The following is a 19,194-nucleotide window of genomic DNA, read 5'->3' as shown; positions in this document are numbered from 1 at the left end:
GCTACCTCTCCAATTGGTTTACCAGCTTCTCCCGTGGCGCGAGGCGGATGAGCTGGGTGACGTGCTCGGGTGAGAGTTCCTCGAGGCAGGTGACACCGAGCAGCCGCATGGTCCGCGCCACCTGTTCGGACAGGATGGCGATGGCGCGGTCGACGCCGGCCTCCCCGCCGGCCATCAGCCCGTACAGGTAGGCGCGGCCGATCAGCGTGAAGCGCGCGCCGAGCGCGATCGAGGCGACGATGTCCGCGCCGGACATGATGCCGGTGTCCAGCAGCACCTCGGTGTCGCGGCCGACCTCGGCGACGACGTCGGGCAGCAGGTGGAACGGCACCGGCGCGCGGTCGAGTTGGCGGCCGCCGTGGTTGGACAGCACGATGCCGTCGACGCCGACGCCGACGTCGACGACCCGGCGGGCGTCGGCCACGGTCTGGATTCCCTTGACCACGATCCGGCCGGGCCACTGCGACTTGATCCAGCGCAGGTCCTCGATGGTGACCGTCGGATCGAACATGGTGTCCAGCAGCTCGGCGACGGTGCCCGACCAGCGGTCCAGCGACGCGAAGGCCAACGGTTCGGTGGTCAGGAAGTCGAACCACCACTGCGGACGGGGCAGGGCATCGAGCACCGTGCCCAGCGTGAGCGCCGGCGGGATGGACATGCCGTTGCGCTTGTCGCGCAGGCGTGCCCCGGCCACCGGCACGTCGACGGTCGCCAGCAGCGTGTCGTAGCCCGCCTTGGCCGCGCGCTCGACCAGCGCCATCGACCGGTCGCGGTCCTTCCACATGTAGAGCTGAAACCAGTTGCGGCCCCGTGGGTTCGCCGCCGCGACATCCTCGATGGAACTGGTGCCCATCGTCGACAGCGAGAACGGGATGCCGGCCCGGCCCGCCGCGCGGGCACCGGCGATCTCGCCTTCGGTCTGCATCATCCGGGTGAACCCCGTCGGGGCGATCCCGAACGGTTGGGCCACCGGCGCCCCGAGCACATCCCAACCGGTGCTCACCGTGGACACGTCACGCAGGATGGCGGGGCGGAACTCGATGTCGGAGAACGCCTGCCGTGCCCGCGCGATCGACAGCTCGGCCTCCGCCGAACCGTCGGTGTAGTCGAAGGCCGCCTTCGGGGTGCGCCGCTTGGCGATGCGCCGCAGATCCTCGATTGTCAGCGCCTTGTCCAGCCGCCGGGTCTTCGGATTCAACTGCGGCTTCTTGAACTGCATCAGCGGTGCGAGGTCGGCGACCTTCGGCATCCGGCGTTTCATGATCGAGCCCTTCCTGACGACGCCCCGGTCCTGGCCACGCCGCGCGGTGCGTAACGACCCACCAGCAACGAGTCGCCGACATGGGCGCGAAGTGCCTCGAGATCACCGGCCAGCAGCCCGTGCGTGCGTGCCTGCACCAGTACATTACCGAGCGCGGTCGCCTCGACCGGCCCGGCGACGACCGGCGCCCCGACGCGATCGGCGATGAGCCGGCACAGCAGCGCGTTCCGCGCGCCGCCGCCGCCGACGTGCACCGTGCGTGCCGCGGTGCCCGACAGCAGCGACGCCGCCTCGACGCCGTCGGCGAACGCCGCGGCCAGGCTCTCGATGATGGCCCGGACGGTTTCGGCCATGGTGGGCGGCGCCTCGATCCCGCGCGCGGTGTACCAGGCGTTGATGCGGCCGGGCATGTCACCTGGCGTCGCGAACACCGGGTCGTCGGTGTCGAACACTTCCGCCGGTGGCCGGCAGGCCGCGGCCTGCTCGAGCAGGACGTCGAGATCGATGTCGGCGCCGTCGCGTTCCCAGTGTCTGATCGACTCGCTCAGCAGCCACAAGCCCATGGTGTTGCGCAGGAAGCGGATCCGGCCGTCGGCGCCGACTTCATTGGTGAAGTTCGCCGACCGCGCGGCCTCGGTGAGCACCGGCCGCTCCAGTTCGACGCCGACGAGCGCCCAGGTGCCACAGGAGATGTACACCGCGGCCTCCGGAGCCATCGGCACCGCGATGACCGCCGAGGCGGTGTCGTGCGACGCGACCGTGCTGACGCGCGGGTGACCGCCGATGCCCGCCGACGCCGCCAGGTCCGGCAGCACCGGGCCGAGGTCGGTGCCGGGGTCGACGACGGCGGGGAACAGGCCGGGCGGGATGTTCAGCGCGGCCATCAGGTCGTCATCCCAGCGGCCGTGCACGCCCAGCAGCCCGGTGGTCGAGGCGTTGGTGCGTTCGGTGACCGCCGTGCCGGTGAGCCAGTAGTTCATCAGGTCGGGGATCAGCAGCGCCTGGTCGACGGCGGTGAGGTCGTCCTCGGTCAGCTGATACAGCGTGTTGAACGGCAGAAACTGTAATCCGTTGCGGGCATACAGTTCCCGATGGGTGATGCGATGGTGGACGCGGTCGGCGCCGTCCTGGCAGCGGGCGTCGCGGTAGTGGTGGGGGAGTCCGGCCAGCGCGCCGCCGCGCAGCAGGCCGTAGTCGACGGCCCAGGAGTCGACGCCGACTCCGAGCAGGTCGGGGTGACGGCGGGTCGCCTCGGCGAGGCCGTCGCACACATGCCGGAACAGGCCGGGCAGGTCCCAGTGCATCGCGGCGCGCCGGCCGTTCCACAGGTACACCGGCTCGTTGGCGAACCGGGCGACCGGCCGGATGTCGATCGCACCCGGCGCGACGGTGGCCACCATGACCCGTCCGCTGGTCGCGCCGAGGTCGACCGCCGCGAGGTGGCCCGTCATCGCAAGAACGCAGCGGCGACGCCCGCGTCGACCGGCACGTGCAGCCCGGTGGTGTGGGAGAAGTCCGAGGTGCACAGCGCGAACGCGGCGTTGGCGACGTGCTCGGGCAGGACCTCACGCTTGAGCAGGGTGCGCTGCGCGTAGTACTTGCCGAGTTCTTCTTCCGGAACCCCGTACACCGCGGCGCGTTTGGCGCCCCAGCCGCCGGCGAAAATGCCCGATCCGCGGACGACGCCGTCGGGGTTGATGCCGTTGACCTTGACGCCGTGCTCGCCGAGTTCGGCGGCCAGCAGCCGAACCTGGTGTGCCTGATCGGCTTTGGTGGCTGAGTAGGCGATGTTGTTGGGCCCGGCGAACACCGAGTTCTTCGACGAGATGTAGATGATGTCGCCGCCCAGCTTCTGGTCGATCAGCGCCCGGGCGGCGGCTTTCGACACCAAGAACGAGCCGCGGGCCATCACGGTGTGCTGCAGGTCCCAGTCCGCGGCGGTGGTGTCCAGCAGCGACTTCGACAGCGACAGCCCGGCGTTGTTGACCACGATGTCGATGCCGCCGAACGCCAGTACGGTCGCGTCGACGGCGGCCTGCACGGCTTGCTCGTCGGTGACGTCGGCGGCGATCCCGATTGCGACGTCGGTGGTGCCGAGTTCCTCGGCGGCTTGTCGGGCCTTGCTGGCGTCCAGGTCGGCGATTACCACGCACGCGCCTTCGTCGGCCAGGCGGGTCGCGATGGCCTTGCCGATGCCCGAAGCCGCGCCGGTGACCAGCGCGATGCGGGTGGCCAAGGGCTTGGGCTTCGGCATGCGTTGCAGCTTGGCCTCTTCCAACGCCCAGTACTCGATGCGGAACTTCTCGGACTCGTCGATGGGTGCGTAGGTGGAGATGGCCTCCGCACCGCGCATGACGTTGATGGCGTTGAGGTAGAACTCGCCGGCCACCCGCGCGGTCTGCTTGTCCTTGCCGTAGCTGAACATCCCGACGCCGGGGATCAGCACGATCGCCGGGTCGGCGCCGCGCATCGCCGGGCTGTCGGCGTCGGCGTGCCGCTCGTAGTACGCCCGGTAGTCGGCGCGGTAGGTTTGGTGCAGTTCATCCAGCCGGGCCCTGGCGTCGTCGAGCGACGCGTCGGCGGGCAGGTCGAGCACCAGCGGCTTGACCTTGGTACGCAGGAAATGGTCGGGGCAACTCGTGCCCAGCGCCGCCAGCCGCGGATGTTCACTGGCGGCAAGGAATTCGAGGACCCGCGGATCATCGGTGAAATGCCCGACCTGCGGACGGTCGGTGGAGACCAGCCCGCGCAGGAACGGCGCGAGCGCCGCGGCCCTGGCGCGCCGCTCGGCTTCGGGCAGCGGGCCGTAGCGGGGCAGCGGGGCGCCGAACGGTTCGGCCCTGCCGTTGGCGTCGATGTAGCGCTGCGCGGTGTCGATGATCTCCAGTGACCGCTGCTCGGCCTCGTCGGAGGTGTCGCCCCACGCGGTGATGCCGTGCCCGCCGAGGATCGTGCCGATGGCCTGGGGGTTGCGCCGCTTGATGTCGGCGATGTCGAGGCCGAGCTGAAAGCCGGGGCGCCGCCACGGGATCCACACCACGCGGTCACCGAAGATCTGCTTGGTCAGCGCCTCACCATCGGCGGCGGTGGCCAGCGCGATCCCGGAATCGGGGTGCAGATGGTCGACGTGTGCAGCGTCGACGAGTCCGTGCATGGCGGTGTCGATCGACGGGGCCGCCCCACCGCGGCCGTGCAGGCAGTAGTCGAATGCGGCGACCATCTCGTCCTCGCGTTCGACGCCGGGGTAGACGTCGACCAGCGCGCGCATCCGGTCCAACCGGAGCACGGCGAGCCCGTCCTCGGTGAGGGTGCCCAGGTCGCCGCCGGATCCCTTGACCCACAACAACTCCACGGGTTGTCCGGTGACCGGGTCGGTGGCGGTGCCCTTGGCGGAGGTGTTACCGCCGGCGTAGTTGGTGTTCTTCGGGTCGGCGCCCAACCGGTTGGATCGGGTGATCAGCTCGGCGACGGTCTGTATGGCGTTCATGGTCATGCTCCCCACGACGACTGTGTGCCGCCGACTCGTTCTGCGTTGATCGTGTCCTGGTATCCCGACTCGGCGAAGGCCGCCATCGGGTCGGCGGGCAGGCCGCGCTCGGTGCGCCACTGCGCGAGCGCAGGGCGGATGTCGGTGTAGAAGGCGTCCATGAAGATCGCGTTGGCGCCCAACACGTCTCCGGTCTCCTGGGCGACGGCCAGCGCATCGGTGTCGACCGCGTGTGCGCGAGCGGTCATCTCCTGCACGTTGAGCACCGAGCGGATCTGGCCGGGGATCTTGGCTTCGACGTTGTGGCACTGGTCGAGCATCAGTGCCACCGGGGACGATTCGTCCAGCCCGCCGCCGCGGATCACCTCGAACATGATCCGGAACAACTGGAACGGGTCGGCCGCTCCGACGATCAGGTCGTCGTCGGCGTAGAACCGCGAGTTGAAGTCGAACGAGCCGAGCTTTCCCAGCCGCAACAACTGGGCGACGATGAACTCGATGTTGGTGCCGGGTGCGTGGTGGCCGGTGTCCAGGCACACCACCGCGCGCTCGCCCAGGGCGGTGACCTGCGCGTAGGCGGTGCCCCAGTCGGGGACGTCGGTCATATACATCGCGGGCTCGAAGAACTTGTACTCCAACACGAGCCGCTGGCCCTCACCGATGTGCTGGTAGATCGCGGCCAGCGATTCGGCCAGCCGGTCCTGACGGCCGCGGATGTCGCCCTGGCCGGGGTAGTTGGTGCCGTCGGCGAGCCAGATCTTCAGGTCACGCGACCCCGTCGCCGCCATGATGTCGATGCACTCGAGATGGTGGTCGATCGCCTTCTGGCGCACCGCCTTGTCGGTGTGCGTCAGGCTGCCGAACTTGTAGTCGTCGTCCTGGAAGGTGTTGGAGTTGATGGTGCCCAGCCGCACACCGTGGTCGGCGGCGTGCCGGCGCAGGGCGCGGTAATCGTCGACCCGGTCCCACGGAATGTGCAGGGCGACAACGGGTGCCAGGCCGGTGAAGCGGTGCACGGTGGCGGCGTCGGCGATCTTCTCCTCGATGGTGCGTGGGGTGCCGGGGGTGCCGAACACCTTGAAGCGCGTCCCCGAGTTGCCGAACGCCCACGACGGCAGTTCGATCTGCAGTTTGTCGAGCAGGGTCACGCGATCACCTTGGAGTCCTGGGGTGTGGGTTCAACCGGTCGGCCGTAGCGTTCGATCTCGATCTGGCGCAATGTCTTTCCGCGCGTTGCCGGTGCCCACACCGCGCCGATGATCAGTGCGACGGTGAGCAAGCCGATGAGCAGCAGACCGACTCCGGTGAGGCCGATCGCAACGAGCAGGGTGGGGAAGAAGTAGCTCAACAGGCCGGTGAAGGTGCGGACCACGCAGAACATCACACCCTGGGCGCTCGCGCGGTACGGCGTCGCGAACATCTCGCTGGCCCACAGGCTGTAGAACGCCTGCGCGCCGATGCCGCTGGAGACACCCCACAGCACCGCGAAGATCAGCATGGTGGGGACGCCGCCGTCGGTGAACGCGACCAGCACCGCCCATCCGGCGATGCCGAGCGCCGCGCCGCCGGCGTAGAACCAGCGCTGCGACACCCGGTCGGCGTAGCGCATGAACCCGAAGTAGGTCGCCGCGACCGTGCAACCCCACACCAGCACCTGCAGCAGGTTCTGCGCGACCGGGCTGTGCAGGCCCGCGGTGTCGTACACGCGGGGCATGAAGATCCCGGCCTGGCCCGCGACGGTGTTCCAGAACAAGTAGATGCCGCCGAGGAACAGCAGGGCGGTGATGTTGACCTTGCGGGAGAACAGGCCGCGCAGGCCGCGCAGGCCGCGCAGGCCGACGGTCGACGCGACGGTGGCGGGTTCGGACTTGGCTTCGTCGGTCCAGATCTGTGACTCCTGCAGGCCCTGCCGGACCCACCAGACCACTGCGGCGACGACGAACAGGTGCAAGAAGGTCAGCCGCGAGCCCATCAGGCCCATCGGGGCCAGCACGGCGGCGAGCGCGAAGCCGATCATCGGGCCGACGGACCACGCGAGCTGGGCGGTGCCGACGTGTTTGGCCCGCCCCTCCGACGGGGCCTGCTCGGCGATGTAGGTCCACGACGCCGGGACTCCGGCGCCGACCGCGATGCCGGTGATGAGGAAGGCCGCGAGCAGCATGGTGAAGTTGACGGCGAAGGCGGCCAGCAGCACACCGGCCATGTAGACGATCAGGTCGTAGGTGTAGATCGCCTTGCGGCCGAAGCGGTCACACAGCGGACCGCCGAGGATCGCGCCGATCGCCGCGCCGAAAGCGTTGGCACTCAACGCCGCCAGCAGACCGACGGCGAAGTTGCTGATGCCGAACTCGGCCTGCCAGAATGCCAGGCTGGTCGCGATCGCGATGATCGAACCGGCCTCGATGTAGTTCGACATGGCGACCGCGATCGTCGCGCGCCAGCCGGTGGTCGAGCGGGCTCCAACTTTCATGACAGTCCTTCTGGTTCTAGTCGAGGTGGAAGTACTCGGCAAGCGGCCGCATCGCCTGGTCGGGGTTCGAACCGAAGTACTGCGCCATGTCCGCCTGCCAGCGGGCGTTGACCTCGGTGGCGGCCATGCCCTGCAGCGCCGCCTCGAAGTCGTCGGTTTCCAGGTAGCCGACGACGAGGCCGTCCTCGGCTCGCAGGAACAAGGAGTAGTTGCGCCAACCCGCGGTCCGCAGTGCCTCGAGCATCTCCGGCCAGACCGTGTCGTGGGCGGCCAGGTAGTCCGCGACGCGCTCGGGCCGTAACTGCAGCAGGAAGCACACCCGTCGGGTCTCTGCGGTGGTGGCCATCCCTGCCTTACGTCGTTATTGAAACGTTTCAATTCGTGAGTGCGCTCACACTAGGACGCCGGAGTGGCCGTCGTCAAGGGTCGGCTGGGCGGGCGGAGGTGTCTCGACCGTGCGCTTTCGTCCGTCGGCACGGCGTGTTGCGAACGAAACGGCACGCTCACCATGTTTTCGGGCAGCCGCGAGCTATAAGTGCCTCACCGACCCGACGAAGGAATGTCTGCGGGTTGTTGTGCAGCATGCCGCTGGTCAGCCTGAGGTCGTTCCAGCCGAGCCGGGGCAGCAGCCAATAGCGTTCGGCGTCTGCGGTGCGCTGCTTCGGGTCGGTCCAGTGATGACCGCCTTCGAAGTCGACACCGACGCAGTATTCGGGCCATCCCATGTCGATCCGGGCGACCAAGCGTCCGCTGTGGTCGAACACGCGTATCTGTGTCTGCGGGCGGGGAAATCCGGCGCGGACAAGCAGTAGCCGGGTCAGCGACTCGTACGGCGACTCGGCCCCGCCGTCGACGAGGTCCAGCGTGCTTCGCAGTTGGCGTAGGCCGCGCGCGCCGGGATGCTGCAGCGCAACAACCTCCACGTCCGCGACGGTGACTCCGGTGGCGTTCATCAGTGCGTCGATGCGCTGTACGCCTTCGATGGTCGGCAGCCGCCTGCCGAGATCGAAGGCCGTGCGAGCAGGCGTCGTCACCGGCATCCCGGCCCGTAAGCCTGTCTCGCCGGGCAGCAACGTGTCACTGTGCACGGTGAGGAGCTGTGGTGGGCGACGATTGTCAAGCACCAATTCAGGGATAGTATGCGGCTCAATGTATTTGCCGCCGTGCATCGCGGAGGCCGACAACCCGGTGAGCACGCCGCGGCGCCGCGACCACAGCCAGGCGCCGCGGGCGCGATCGACCGCCGTCGGTTCGACGCCACGGGGTATCCAGACGCCCGGATACATGGCGATGTAGAAGCGACGCAGTTGGCGGTGTGTCACCTCGCCGGCGTCGACAGCTTCCGTCGCTCGAAACGGCCAAACGATTTCGTCCATGCCGCAACGGTCGCGACTGACCACGACATCGCCGGTGCGTTCAGGTGGAGTTATCCACAGGGCGCCCCGCGCGAGTGTGCATTTTCGACCGCGGACGCGGCGTGTTGCGTACGAAACCGCACGTTCGGCGGAAACGGCGGAGTTAGCCGAAGTGGACGCCCTGGGCGAGCGGCAGTTCGGTCGAGTAGTTCACCGTATTGGTGGCGCGACGCATGTAGGCCTTCCACGAGTCCGAGCCCGACTCGCGGCCGCCGCCGGTCTGCTTCTCGCCGCCGAACGCGCCGCCGATCTCGGCGCCCGACGTGCCGATGTTGACGTTGGCGATACCGCAGTCCGAACCGTCGGCGGCCAGGAAGCGTTCGGCCTCCCGCATGTCGAGCGTGAAGATCGACGACGAAAGTCCCTGCGGAACAGCGTTGTTCATGGCGATCGCCTCATCGAGGTCGTCGTAGGTCATCACGTAGAGGATCGGGGCGAACGTCTCGGCGTGCACGACGTCGGTCTGCGCCGGCATCCGCACCACCGCCGGGGCGACGTAGTACGCCGACTCGTCTCCGACGTCCTGTCGCTCGCCGCCGAACACCTCACCGCCTTCGGCGCCGGCCTGCTCCAGCGCCCGGACCATGTCGCGGTAGGCGGCCGCGTGGATCAGCGGGCCGACCAGTGTGCCGTCGGTGCCGGGATCGCCGATGGGCAGCTGCCGGTACGCGTCGACGATCCGGGAGACGACCTCGTCGGCGATCGACGAGTGCACGATCAGCCGGCGCAGCGTGGTGCAGCGCTGGCCCGCCGTGCCCGCCGCCGAGAACACGATCGCGCGCACGGCCAGGTCGAGATCGGCCGACGGCGTGACGATCGCGGCGTTGTTGCCGCCCAACTCCAGCAGCACCTTGCCGAACCGCTGCGCGACGCGCGGGCCGACCTGTTGGCCCATCCGCACCGAACCGGTCGCGCTCAGCAGCGCCACCCGCGGGTCGTCGACGAGGCGCTCACCGATCTCGCGGCCGCCTTGGATCAACCGGCTCACCTCGCGCGGCGCCCCCACATCGGCGGCGGCCCGCTCGATCAGCGCCTGGCACGCCAAAGCCGTCAGCGGTGTCAGCTCCGAGGGCTTCCACACCACGGTGTCCCCGCAGACCAGCGCGACGGCGGTGTTCCACGCCCACACCGCGACCGGGAAGTTGAACGCGGTGATCACCCCGACGACGCCGAGCGGGTGCCAGTTCTCCATCAACCGGTGCCCCGGCCGCTCGGAGGCGATCGTCCTGCCGTACAGCTGACGCGACAGCCCGACCGCGAACTGGCAGACGTCGATCATCTCCTGCACCTCGCCGAGCGCCTCGGAGGTGATCTTGCCCGCCTCGAGCGTGACCAGCGTGGCCAGCTCGGCCTTGTGCGCGACGAGCAGTTCGCCGAGCCGCGCGACGAGTGCGCCGCGCACCGGGGCGGGCGTGCTGCGCCACACCGAAAACGCCTGTGCGGCTTCGGCGATCGCCGCGTCGGCCTGATCGGTCGTCGACTCGGCGACGGAGAACAGCACGTCCCCGGTGATCGGCGTGCTGGCCTGCAGGCCCGGGCCGCCCGGTGCGCCGAGGTCGCCGCGCCAGCCGATCGCGGTCAGCGCGTCACGGGCGCGCTCGCGCAGGGTGTCGACCGAGGGGAGCGTCGAAGTCGTCATGGTGGTCATTGTGCTGCTTTCTCGTAGAGCTCGTAAGGGTCGTGAATGTGGTGGCCGAGCCGCTCCGACATCCAGCCCATGCTGTAGTCGGAGGCGTCTTCGGCATTGGTGGCCTGTGCTTCGGTGTCGAGGTTGGATCGGAAGATGCCCGCCGCCGAGGCCGGCAGGAAGTCCTCGTAGACAACGGGTTTGGTGGGATCGCCGCCGTGGTAGTAGGCCAGTCCCTGCGCGGCCATCGCCGCGTCGCTGTCGGGGAAGTGCTGATCCCACACGGCGGCCGGATCCGGCGCGGCCATCGCGGCGTCGTAGCGCGCGCGGCCCTCGCGGGTCAACGCGACACCGCGCGCCTCGACCTCGCCGAACCGCACCCGCAGGGTGCCGTCGACCACCGCGCCGTCGGGTTCGCGGAACCGCCGCGGCTCGGCCAGCGCCCGAAACGACGTCTGCCGCAACAACACCGCGGGACCGGCGGTGCGGGGCGGGCCCTGGATCGCGTCGATCATCGTGATCCCGCGCTCCGTCATCCGGCCGTACAGCTCGTCGATGTCGAGGACCCGCGGCGTCAGGTGGTTGATGTGGGTGGACGTGACGCCCGCGATGTCGGCCGCCACCGCGGACACCGCGCTCAGTTCGTCGTACCACGTGCGGTCGATCGGCTCGCGCGACAACGCGAACGCCGAGACCGCGGCGGCGACGAACCGCTCGGCGCGTTCGGCCTCCGCGCCCCCGTCGGCCGCGATGCGCCGGGCCTCGGCGAGCAACTCCGGGTCGAACAACCGTCGTGCCTCGACGAACCGCTCGACGCGGCTGCGCAGATCGGCCGAGAAGAACCGTGCGTCGGCCGTCGCCAGCATCGAGGTGAACACCCGAAACGGGTTGCGCGCCAGTTCCTCGGAGTCGATCGGCCGGAACGCCGTCGAGACCACCGGCACCGGCGACGCCGCGTCGCGCAGATCGTAGAAACCGACCGGGTACATGCCGAACGCGGCGAACAGATCAGCGACGTCGGCGAGCTCGCCGGGGCTGCCCACGCGGATCGCGCCGTGCCGTTCGGCAGTGACCCGGTCGAGTGAGCCCAGCCGTTCCGCATCAGGCGTCGCGGCGGCGTGGTCGCGGTTCACCGCCGCGGCCACCTCGACCAACGTGGTGTAGGCGGGCACCTCCGCGCCGTACATCCGCGACAGCTGCGCGGCGAACTGCGCCCGCAGCTGCCAGGCTTCGACTTGTCGGCTCATCGCGCGTACCGCCTCGGATACAGTGCCGCCATGCCTGAAGCCGACGACGCCGGCCGCGCACCGGTCGAGCTCGACGAGATCGACCGCAAGCTGGCGCGCGAACTCGTCGCCGACGGCCGCGCGACCCTGGCCCACCTCGCCGCCGCCGCCGGGTTGTCGGTGTCGGCGGTGCAGTCGCGGGTGCGCCGGCTCGAGGCGCGCGGCGTGGTGACCGGATACTCGGCGCGGATCAGCCCGGAGGCCGTCGGCAACATGCTGTCGGCGTTCGTGGCCATCACTCCTCTCGATCCTTCCCAGCCCGACGATGCGCCCGCGCGCCTCGAACACATCGAGGCCATCGAGTCGTGCCACTCGGTGGCCGGGGACGAGAGCTACGTCCTGCTCGTGCGCGTCGAGTCGGCGCGTGCGCTCGAGGACCTGCTGCAGCGGATCCGGACCGCGGCCAACGTACGTACTCGAAGCACGATCATCCTACAGACATTTTACGAGCGTCGCGACATTATCCCGTAAAATCTACGGTCTACTAGCGAATAGACCGTAAAGATTCTGTTAGCATGGCGGCATGACCGACTTGTTGACCCGCCATGACCTGGACTCCTCGGGCGCCTCCGGAATCGCGCCCGCCGACGTGCACGACGTGCTCGCGCGCAGCATCCTGGCCGACGGCATGGACCTCGTGCTCGACACCGACCGGTCCTCGGGCTCGCACCTCGTCGATGCGCGCACCGGCGAGTCCTACCTCGACATGTTCACGTTCTTCGCGTCGTCCGCGCTGGGCATGAACCATCCCGACCTGGCCGGCGACGACGACTTCCTCGCCGAACTCGCGCGTGCGGCGGTCAACAAGCCGAGCAACTCCGACATCTACACCGTGCCGATGGCGCGGTTCGTCGCGACGTTCGCGCGGGTGCTCGGCGATCCGGCCCTGCCGCACCTGTTCTTCGTCGACGGCGGAGCGCTCGCCGTCGAGAACGCGCTCAAGGTCGCGTTCGACTGGAAGAGCAGGCACAACGAGGCGCACGGCCGCGACCCCGAACTGGGCACCAAGGTGCTGCACCTGCGCGGCGCGTTCCACGGCCGCAGCGGCTACACCCTGTCGCTGACCAACACCGACCCCAACAAGGTGGCCCGGTTCCCCAAGTTCGACTGGCCGCGCATCGACGCGCCGTATCTGCGGCCGGGCTGTGACGACGACGCCATGGCCGCGCTGGAGGCCGAGTCGCTGCGGCAGGCGCGCGCCGCGTTCGAGGCGCATCCGCACGACATCGCCTGTTTCGTCGCCGAACCCATCCAGGGGGAGGGCGGCGACCGGCATTTCCGGCCGCAGTTCTTCGCCGCCATGCGCGCCCTGTGCGACGAGTTCGACGCGCTGCTGATCTTCGACGAGGTGCAGACCGGCTGCGGGTTCACCGGAACGCCATGGGCCTACCAGCAACTCGGTGTCACCCCCGACGTGGTGGCCTTCGGCAAGAAAACCCAGGTGTGCGGCGTGATGGCGGGCCGGCGCGTCGACGAGGTGCCCGACAACGTGTTCGCCGTCAGCTCGCGGATCAACTCCACCTGGGGCGGCAACCTCGCCGACATGGTCCGGGCCCGGCGCATCCTGGAGGTCATCGAGGCCGACGGGCTGATCAGCCGCGCAGGCAAGGCGGGTCGCTACCTGCTCGACGGGCTCGAAGCGCTGGCCGACGAATTCCCCGGCGTCGTCCTCGACGTCCGTGGCCGCGGCCTGATGTGCGCGTTCAGCCTGCCCACCACCGAGCAGCGCGACGAGGTGATCCGCCGGCTGTGGCGACGCCGGGTCATCATGCTGCCGAGCGGGACCGACAGCGTGCGGTTCCGGCCGGCGTTGACCGTGTCCCGCGGCGAGCTCGACGCGGCGCTGGCCGCCGTCCGCGACGCGCTCAGCTGACCTCGGTCGCCGGCTCCACCAGGCGCCGGATCGTCGAGCGCAGCCTGGGCAGTTCCGCGCCGCCGACCAGCTCGCACCCGTGCAGCTCGGCGAGTCTGCGTGCGGCGGGGGTGAATTGGTGGTTGGTCACCACCATGGTCCTGGCGCAGTCCTGCATCGGTGCGCCGGCCACCACCTCCTGCACGGCGCCGGCGCCCACCGGCCGGGACTGGCGTTTGCATTGGATGGCAAGGCGATTCGGCCGCTTGCCGACGATGATGTCGACGCCCCAGTCGCCGGTGATCGCGGTCATGATCACCGGAAGACCGCAGGACCTCGCGACTCGCGCCACGTAGTCCTCGAACTCGGTGCCGGTCATCGCGGCGGTGGCATCCTCGCCGGGGTCCGGCCGCAGTGCGCCGACGACCGCGCCGGTGAGGAAACGCGGCAGCGCGACGAGCAACGCCGGCGTCAGTGCGGCGACGAGCAGGCAGTGCTGCGGCGCCAGGCCGGCCGAGGCGGCGACGACGCCGGCGGCGACGGCCGTCGTCGCCAGCACCGTGAACCTCACCCGGCGAATGCTAGGCGGGGCCCCCGACAGCCGTTATGCGAACGGTCGCGCACCGTGACCCACATGTGTGTTGGACCGCGTTAGCCTCCGAGCATGGAGGCCGGTTCTGACGGACAGTCGTCGGTCGAACGCGCCCTCGCCGACGGTGACCCGCAGCGCGTCGGTTGGTTCCGTTTCCACTTCGCCGACGAGCGCTGGGAGTGGTCGCCGCAGGTCGAACGGATGCACGGGTACGAGCCGGGCACCGCCAACCCGACCACCGATCTCGTGCTCTCGCACAAACACCCCGACGACCACGGCCAGGTCGCCGCGACCCTGGAGGAGATCCGCCGCACCGCGGGTGCGTTCTCGACGCGGCACCGGATCATCGACACCGCGGGCCGGACCCGCCACGTCGTCGTGGTCGGCGATCAACTGTTCGACGACGGCGGCCGGGTGATCGGCACCCACGGCTTCTACGTCGACATCACCCCGACGCCGATCCGGGGGCCGGAGGCCCGCGTCGCCGCCGAGACCCGCGGCGTCGTCGAGCAGGCCAGAGGAATGCTGATGCTGATCTACCGGATCAGCGCCGACTCGGCCTTCGAACTGCTCAAGTGGCGAGCCCAGGAAACGGGCACCGAACTGCGCCCGCTGGCCGAGCAGATCAGCAGGGACTTCCTCGGGTTGAGCTACGAAGAGGAACTACCGCCGCGCGCCGCCTACGACCGGTTGCTGCTGACGGCGCATTACCGCGTGCGGTCCTGACGATCGATCTGCACGTTTACCAGGGGTTCCGGCCGGGAAGTCTGCTCGACGTCACCATCGCCCGCACTGGGCAGAGCAGCAAGTCGGGAAGAGAAGAATTCGGTCGTGTATCCCACCCCAGGTCAACTGCGGACCCTCGACAATGACGCCCGCGATGGTTTGCGCGACGCGGCGCGGTTCGCGCTCGGCGTCGGTGTGCTGGGCGCGGGTCTGCTGATCGCCGCGATGCTGTGGGTCAGCACATGCCAGGGCGCGACCGCTGACACCGTCGCCTGCGGCACCCCGCAGCGCACGTTGCTCGCGCTCGCCGCCCCTGCGGTGTTGATGCTCGGCGGGTTGCGCTCCTGGTTCCGCGCCTTTCAGACGGGGCGCCGCGGCGAGACGGCGCGGCACTGGCACGGCGCCGGTTGGCTGCTGATGGCCGCGGCGCTGCTGGTCCTGACCACCAGCATGCTGCCGCTCACCGGATCCGCGGTGTTCGGGTGAGCGCCGGCCCGCTGACCGCCGTCGCGCTGGTGTGCAGCCTCAAACCCAGCCCCGCCGAATCGAGCAGCGCACTGATGGCCGAGCACATCTGCGCGAACCTGCGCAGCGCCGGCGTCGAAACCGAGTCGGTGCGCTGCGTCGACTACGCGATCGCCCCGGGCGTGGAGGCCGACATGGGCGACGGCGACGAATGGCCGCAGATCCGGGAGAAGCTGCTCGGCGCCGACATCCTGGTGCTGTCCACGCCGATCTGGCTGGGCCACCCGTGCAGCGTCACCCAGCGTGTGCTCGAGCGGCTCGACGCCGAGCTGTCGAACACCGATGACGCCGGCCGGCCGGTGATGGTCGGCAAGGTGGCCGTCGTCGGGGTGGTCGGCAACGAGGACGGCGCGCACAAGGTCATCTCCGACTGCTTCCAGGGCCTCAACGACATCGGTTACACGATCCCCGCCCAGGGCGGCACCTACTGGACCGGGGAGGCGATGCAGAGCAAGGACTACAAGGAACTCGACGAGGTCCCCGAGCCCGTGGCGTCGACGACCGCGGCGCTGGCCCGCAACGCCGCCCATCTCGCCGCGGCACTACGCGCCGGCGGATATCCGTCCTACCAGTGAGGTTCCCGCACTGTCCGTTTCCGCCACGGCGCGGTCGGGTAGTTCTACCGTTGTGACATGCCCGCCCCACGGGGAGGTATGCCGAGAGAGGAGTACCGATGAAAACCCCGAAGGACCCCGTAGACCACGCGCGGACGACGCGGCCGCACGCCGGGGAATCGATGAAAGACACCAAGAACATGCCGGGCCTGATCCTCATCGGGTTGGCGCTGGTGTTGTTCGTCTCGGCGCTGGCGGCCCACGGCGCCGGCCACCACACCGTCGGCATCGGACTGGGCAGCGGTTCGGCCGTCCTGCTCGTCATCGGCGGCGGTTGGCTGCTGGCCGAGCACCTCCGTGTCCGCAAGATCGAAGAGCGTTGGTACGCAGAGCATCCCGATGCCGAGCGGCAACGCCCGAGCAGCTAGCCATACACAAGAGAAAGCCCAGCCGAAAGGCTGGGCTTTCTCGTTGTGGAGGTAGTTACCGCTGCTCGGATTCCTGCCGCTTCTCGGCGGCGTTGGCGCCGGCGCGGGCGGATTCCGCCTCGGCTTCCTTCCTGGCGGCGTCCTGCTGAGCGTCGGCCTTGTCCTGCTGGGCCTTGCCCTCGCGAACCATGTCGTCACGTCCGGTGACCGTGCCGACCGTCTCCTTGGCCTTGCCCTTGACGTCCTCGACGACGCCCTTGATGCCTTCTTCGGGCCCACTGTTCTTCTCGGTCATGCTCACCTTTCCGCGATGCGCTGGATCGGTCATCGCCCGGGGGACTTCCCCGCGCTGCACTGCGGATTCCCGAGGGCCTGAGCGGCTAAACGTGAGCGACCGGGGCGGGTCAGTCGTCGATGGGGCCGTCGTCGGGGTCCAGTTCGACGGTTCCCAGCTGCTCCTGCCAGTCGGCGGGGGAGGCCTCCAGGGGCGGGTTGTCGCGCGGCGCCGCGGAGGCCTCCTCGTCGACCGGCGGTTCGCTGGGCTCGCGTTGTTGCTCCACCGCGTCGGCGACAGGGACCTCATCAGGAAGTTCCGGGCTCTGCTGCATACCGAACACGATAGCCGGGAACGAGCAGGTCGAAACGACCCGTCGCCGCGGCAATCCGCATTGCGAACTTCGACGGGTTCACTAAACGAAGAGTCGCTTCGAGAACCGTTTTGCCGGAGAAGTGCTCGGGTAGGCGGCCCGCATGTCGGTTCCAACCCCATCGCGCGCGCTGCTGCTGTGGCACGTGCACGGCTCCTGGACGGAATCGTTCGTCGCCGGCCGCCACCGCTGTGTACTTCCTGTGAACGAGAGCAAGGACGCCGACGGACGCGGTCTTATGGGACGGAAATGGCCTCGGGCGCAGGAAATTTCGACAACCGCGCTGCGCGGCGAGCCGATCGATCTGGTGGTGCTGCAACGTCCCGAGGAGATCGACCTCGCGACGCAGTGGCTGGGCAAGCGGCCGGGCGTCGACATCCCCGCCGTCTACGTCGAGCACAACGCCCCGCGGCCGTTCGCGGTGGACAGCCCGCACCCGCTTGCTGCGCGCACCGACATCCCGATCGTGCACGTCACCGACTTCAATCAGATGATGTGGGACAACGGTGCGGCGCCCACCCGCGTCATCACCCACGGCATCGCCGATCCCGGTTTGCTCTACACCGGTGAGATCGGCGCCGCCGCGACGATGATCAACGAGCCCTGCCGGCGCTGGCGCACCGTCGGTGCGGATTTGCTGGACCCGCTCGCCGAGCGGGCGCCGATCGATGTCTGGGGCATCGACACCGACACCATCGGCGAGTGCGTGTTCAGCCCGCAGGTGCGCGGGAGAGGCGATGTGCCGACCGCGCGCCTGCTCCCCGAGGTCGCCCGCCGCCGGGTATTCCTGCACACGGCGCGGTGGACGTCGCTTGGCCTGTCGCTGATCGAGGCGATGTTCCTCGGCATGCCGGTCGTCGCGGTCGCATCGACGATGGCACCGCTGGTGGTGCCGCCCGAAGCCGGCGTGGTCAGCGCCGACATCGACACGCTCGGGGCGGCGTTGGAGCACTTCATCGCCGACGGCGCGGCCGCATCGGCGGCAGGTAAGGCCGCGCGCGACTACGCCGCCGCGCAGTTCGGCCTCGAACGGTTTCTCAACGAGTGGGACGCGCTCATCGACGAGTGCTGTCAGTGACGATCGGAAGGAGGACGCCGATGAAGATCGCGATGGTGTCCGAACATGCCAGCCCGCTGGCCGCGCTCGGCGGCGTGGACGCAGGCGGCCAGAACGTGCACGTCGCCGAACTGTCGGCGGCGTTGGCGCGCCGCGGCCACCAGGTCAGCGTCTACACGCGGCGCGACGACGCGGCACTGCCCGAGCGGGTCCAGACGGCGCAGGGCTACACGGTGGTCCACGTCCCCGCCGGGCCCGCCGAGCGGTTGCCCAAGGACGAACTGCTGAGCTACATGGGGCCGTTCGCCCAGTTCCTCGACGCACACTGGGCCGCCGACCGCCCCGACGTCGCACACGCCCACTTCTGGATGTCCGGGATAGCAACGCAATTGGCCGCGCGACACCTGAATCTTCCTGCGGTGCAAACCTTTCACGCACTCGGCGTCGTCAAGCGGCGACACCAGGGCAAGCAGGACACCAGCCCGCCGGACCGGCTGCACCTGGAGGCGATGGTGGCACGGACGGCCACCTGGGTGGCGGCCACGTGCACCGACGAGGTGTTCGAGTTGATGCGGATGGGCCGCACCCGCGACCGCACGTCGGTGGTTCCGTGCGGTGTCGATCTGGATCTGTTCAGCCCCGACGGCCCGGCCGCGCCGCGCAGCGAACATCACCGCATCGTGAGTGTCGGACGGTTCGTGCCGCGCAAGGGATTCGACATCGTCGTGCGCGCCCTGCCGCACTTGCCCGGCACCGAGCTGGTCATCGTCGGCGGACCCGACGGCGCCGCGGTGCAGTCTGATCCGGAGGCGCGCCGGCTGATGGCGCTGGCCGCGCAGCTGGGCGTCGCCGACCGGGTGCGGCTGTACGGTTCGGTTGCGCGCGAGGACATGCCCGCGCTGCTGCGGTCGGCCGATGTCGTGGCCTGCACACCGTGGTACGAGCCGTTCGGCATCGTCCCGCTCGAGGCGATGGCGTGCGGCGTGCCGGTGGTGGCGTCGGCGGTGGGCGGCATGCTCGACACCGTCGTCCACGATGTGACCGGCCGGCTGGTCAAGCCGAAGAGCCCCGAAGAGGTGGCCAAGGCCGTCAACGACCTGCTTCGTGACGACTTCATGCGCCAGAGCATGGGCGCCGCCGGCCGCGACCGCGCGCGGGCGCGGTACTCCTGGGATCGTGTCGCCGCCGACACCGAGCGCATCTACCAGCGAGTGGTGCCCGACCGGGTCCCCGCGGTCGCGACGACAAGCGCCTCGTCGGGATGAGC

General features: G+C 69.4%; 20 protein-coding genes. 8 read left to right on the top strand and 12 right to left on the bottom strand.

All coding sequences use genetic code 11. From position 1 onward, the window contains the following. Nucleotide 1: 1 nt before the first annotated feature. The 9 genes from BLW81_RS27775 to hglS all read right to left on the bottom strand — a co-directional run bounded on the left by BLW81_RS27775 (nt 2) and on the right by hglS (nt 11,507). Nucleotides 2-1,261: an alpha-hydroxy acid oxidase gene (locus tag BLW81_RS27775; RefSeq protein WP_173839687.1), complete on the bottom strand. Its 1,260-nt coding sequence runs from the start codon at nt 1,259-1,261 to the stop codon at nt 2-4. Continuing rightward, nucleotides 1,258-2,712: a rhamnulokinase gene (locus BLW81_RS27770; RefSeq protein WP_083409990.1), complete on the bottom strand. Its 1,455-nt coding sequence runs from the start codon at nt 2,710-2,712 to the stop codon at nt 1,258-1,260. The genes BLW81_RS27775 and BLW81_RS27770 overlap by 4 nt, the downstream gene beginning before the upstream one ends. After that, entirely contained in the window at nt 2,709-4,748 is a 2,040-nt protein-coding gene (locus BLW81_RS27765; protein ID WP_162277414.1) for a bifunctional aldolase/short-chain dehydrogenase, read from the bottom strand. Before BLW81_RS27765 ends, BLW81_RS27770 begins: the two co-directional genes overlap by 4 nt. Before the next feature lie 2 nt (nt 4,749-4,750). Next, nucleotides 4,751-5,896: an L-rhamnose isomerase gene (gene rhaI, locus BLW81_RS27760; protein WP_083409988.1), complete on the bottom strand. Its 1,146-nt coding sequence runs from the start codon at nt 5,894-5,896 to the stop codon at nt 4,751-4,753. Beyond that, complete coding sequence (locus tag BLW81_RS27755; RefSeq protein ID WP_083409987.1) at nt 5,893-7,218, bottom strand: MFS transporter; 1,326 nt, start codon at nt 7,216-7,218, stop codon at nt 5,893-5,895. The genes rhaI and BLW81_RS27755 overlap by 4 nt, the downstream gene beginning before the upstream one ends. 16 nt (nt 7,219-7,234) lie before the next feature. Beyond that, the gene (locus BLW81_RS27750; RefSeq protein ID WP_083409986.1) at nt 7,235-7,564 is read right to left on the bottom strand and encodes an L-rhamnose mutarotase; all 330 of its coding nucleotides are present in this window, start codon (nt 7,562-7,564) and stop codon (nt 7,235-7,237) included. A 157-nt stretch (nt 7,565-7,721) separates the two neighbouring features. Then, a complete protein-coding gene (locus BLW81_RS27745) occupies nt 7,722-8,594 on the bottom strand; it encodes a type IV toxin-antitoxin system AbiEi family antitoxin (RefSeq protein WP_083409985.1) in 873 nt (290 codons plus the stop codon). 142 nt (nt 8,595-8,736) lie between these two features. Continuing rightward, nucleotides 8,737-10,281 (bottom strand): L-piperidine-6-carboxylate dehydrogenase, encoded by a 1,545-nt coding sequence (amaB, locus tag BLW81_RS27740; RefSeq protein ID WP_083409984.1) that lies wholly within the window; start codon nt 10,279-10,281, stop codon nt 8,737-8,739. Next, nucleotides 10,278-11,507 carry a 2-oxoadipate dioxygenase/decarboxylase gene (hglS, locus tag BLW81_RS27735; RefSeq protein WP_083410868.1) on the bottom strand — a complete coding sequence of 410 codons (1,230 nt, stop codon included), beginning with the start codon at nt 11,505-11,507 and terminating at the stop codon, nt 10,278-10,280. The genes amaB and hglS overlap by 4 nt, the downstream gene beginning before the upstream one ends. A 30-nt stretch (nt 11,508-11,537) precedes the next feature. On the opposite strand from hglS, the gene BLW81_RS27730 reads away from it, so the two are divergent. Then, on the top strand, nt 11,538-12,017 hold the full coding sequence (locus tag BLW81_RS27730; RefSeq protein ID WP_083409983.1) for an Lrp/AsnC family transcriptional regulator: 480 nt from the start codon (nt 11,538-11,540) through the stop codon (nt 12,015-12,017). Nucleotides 12,018-12,069: 52 nt separating this feature from the next. Further along, a complete protein-coding gene (gene lat / locus BLW81_RS27725; protein ID WP_083409982.1) occupies nt 12,070-13,419 on the top strand; it encodes an L-lysine 6-transaminase in 1,350 nt (449 codons plus the stop codon). Here lat and BLW81_RS27720 read toward each other — a convergent pair. Then, nucleotides 13,412-13,978 carry a restriction endonuclease gene (locus tag BLW81_RS27720; protein ID WP_157898015.1) on the bottom strand — a complete coding sequence of 189 codons (567 nt, stop codon included), beginning with the start codon at nt 13,976-13,978 and terminating at the stop codon, nt 13,412-13,414. The two genes, lat and BLW81_RS27720, sit on opposite strands and share 8 nt — an antisense overlap. An 84-nt stretch (nt 13,979-14,062) precedes the next feature. Here BLW81_RS27720 and BLW81_RS27715 point away from each other — a divergent pair, with 84 nt between their 5' ends. From BLW81_RS27715 to usfY, 4 genes are all read left to right on the top strand, one after another. After that, on the top strand, nt 14,063-14,716 hold the full coding sequence (locus tag BLW81_RS27715) for a PAS and ANTAR domain-containing protein (protein WP_083409980.1): 654 nt from the start codon (nt 14,063-14,065) through the stop codon (nt 14,714-14,716). A 105-nt stretch (nt 14,717-14,821) separates the two neighbouring features. Then, on the top strand, nt 14,822-15,202 hold the full coding sequence (locus tag BLW81_RS27710) for a hypothetical protein (protein WP_083409979.1): 381 nt from the start codon (nt 14,822-14,824) through the stop codon (nt 15,200-15,202). After that, nucleotides 15,199-15,816, top strand: coding sequence for a flavodoxin family protein (locus BLW81_RS27705; RefSeq protein WP_083409978.1), 618 nt, complete (start codon nt 15,199-15,201; stop codon nt 15,814-15,816). Before BLW81_RS27710 ends, BLW81_RS27705 begins: the two co-directional genes overlap by 4 nt. A 98-nt stretch (nt 15,817-15,914) precedes the next feature. Next, on the top strand, nt 15,915-16,223 hold the full coding sequence (gene usfY, locus BLW81_RS27700) for a protein UsfY (RefSeq protein WP_083409977.1): 309 nt from the start codon (nt 15,915-15,917) through the stop codon (nt 16,221-16,223). A 55-nt stretch (nt 16,224-16,278) separates the two neighbouring features. Here usfY and mbp1 read toward each other — a convergent pair whose 3' ends face one another. Further along, on the bottom strand, nt 16,279-16,518 hold the full coding sequence (gene mbp1 / locus BLW81_RS27695; RefSeq protein ID WP_083409976.1) for a microaggregate-binding protein 1: 240 nt from the start codon (nt 16,516-16,518) through the stop codon (nt 16,279-16,281). 109 nt (nt 16,519-16,627) lie between these two features. After that, nucleotides 16,628-16,831, bottom strand: a complete 204-nt coding sequence (locus BLW81_RS27690; RefSeq protein WP_083409975.1) for a hypothetical protein — start codon at nt 16,829-16,831, stop codon at nt 16,628-16,630. Between the two features lie 142 nt (nt 16,832-16,973). On the opposite strand from BLW81_RS27690, the gene BLW81_RS27685 reads away from it, so the two are divergent. Both BLW81_RS27685 and BLW81_RS27680 read left to right on the top strand, forming a co-directional pair. Then, nucleotides 16,974-17,948 carry a glycosyltransferase gene (locus BLW81_RS27685; RefSeq protein WP_083409974.1) on the top strand — a complete coding sequence of 325 codons (975 nt, stop codon included), beginning with the start codon at nt 16,974-16,976 and terminating at the stop codon, nt 17,946-17,948. Between the two features lie 20 nt (nt 17,949-17,968). After that, nucleotides 17,969-19,192 carry a glycosyltransferase gene (locus BLW81_RS27680; RefSeq protein WP_083409973.1) on the top strand — a complete coding sequence of 408 codons (1,224 nt, stop codon included), beginning with the start codon at nt 17,969-17,971 and terminating at the stop codon, nt 19,190-19,192. Nucleotides 19,193-19,194 lie beyond the last annotated feature (2 nt).

This window comes from Mycolicibacterium rutilum (assembly GCF_900108565.1).
GTDB lineage: Bacteria > Actinomycetota > Actinomycetes > Mycobacteriales > Mycobacteriaceae > Mycobacterium > Mycobacterium rutilum.
This window is presented reverse-complemented; position numbering and strand designations above follow the sequence as displayed.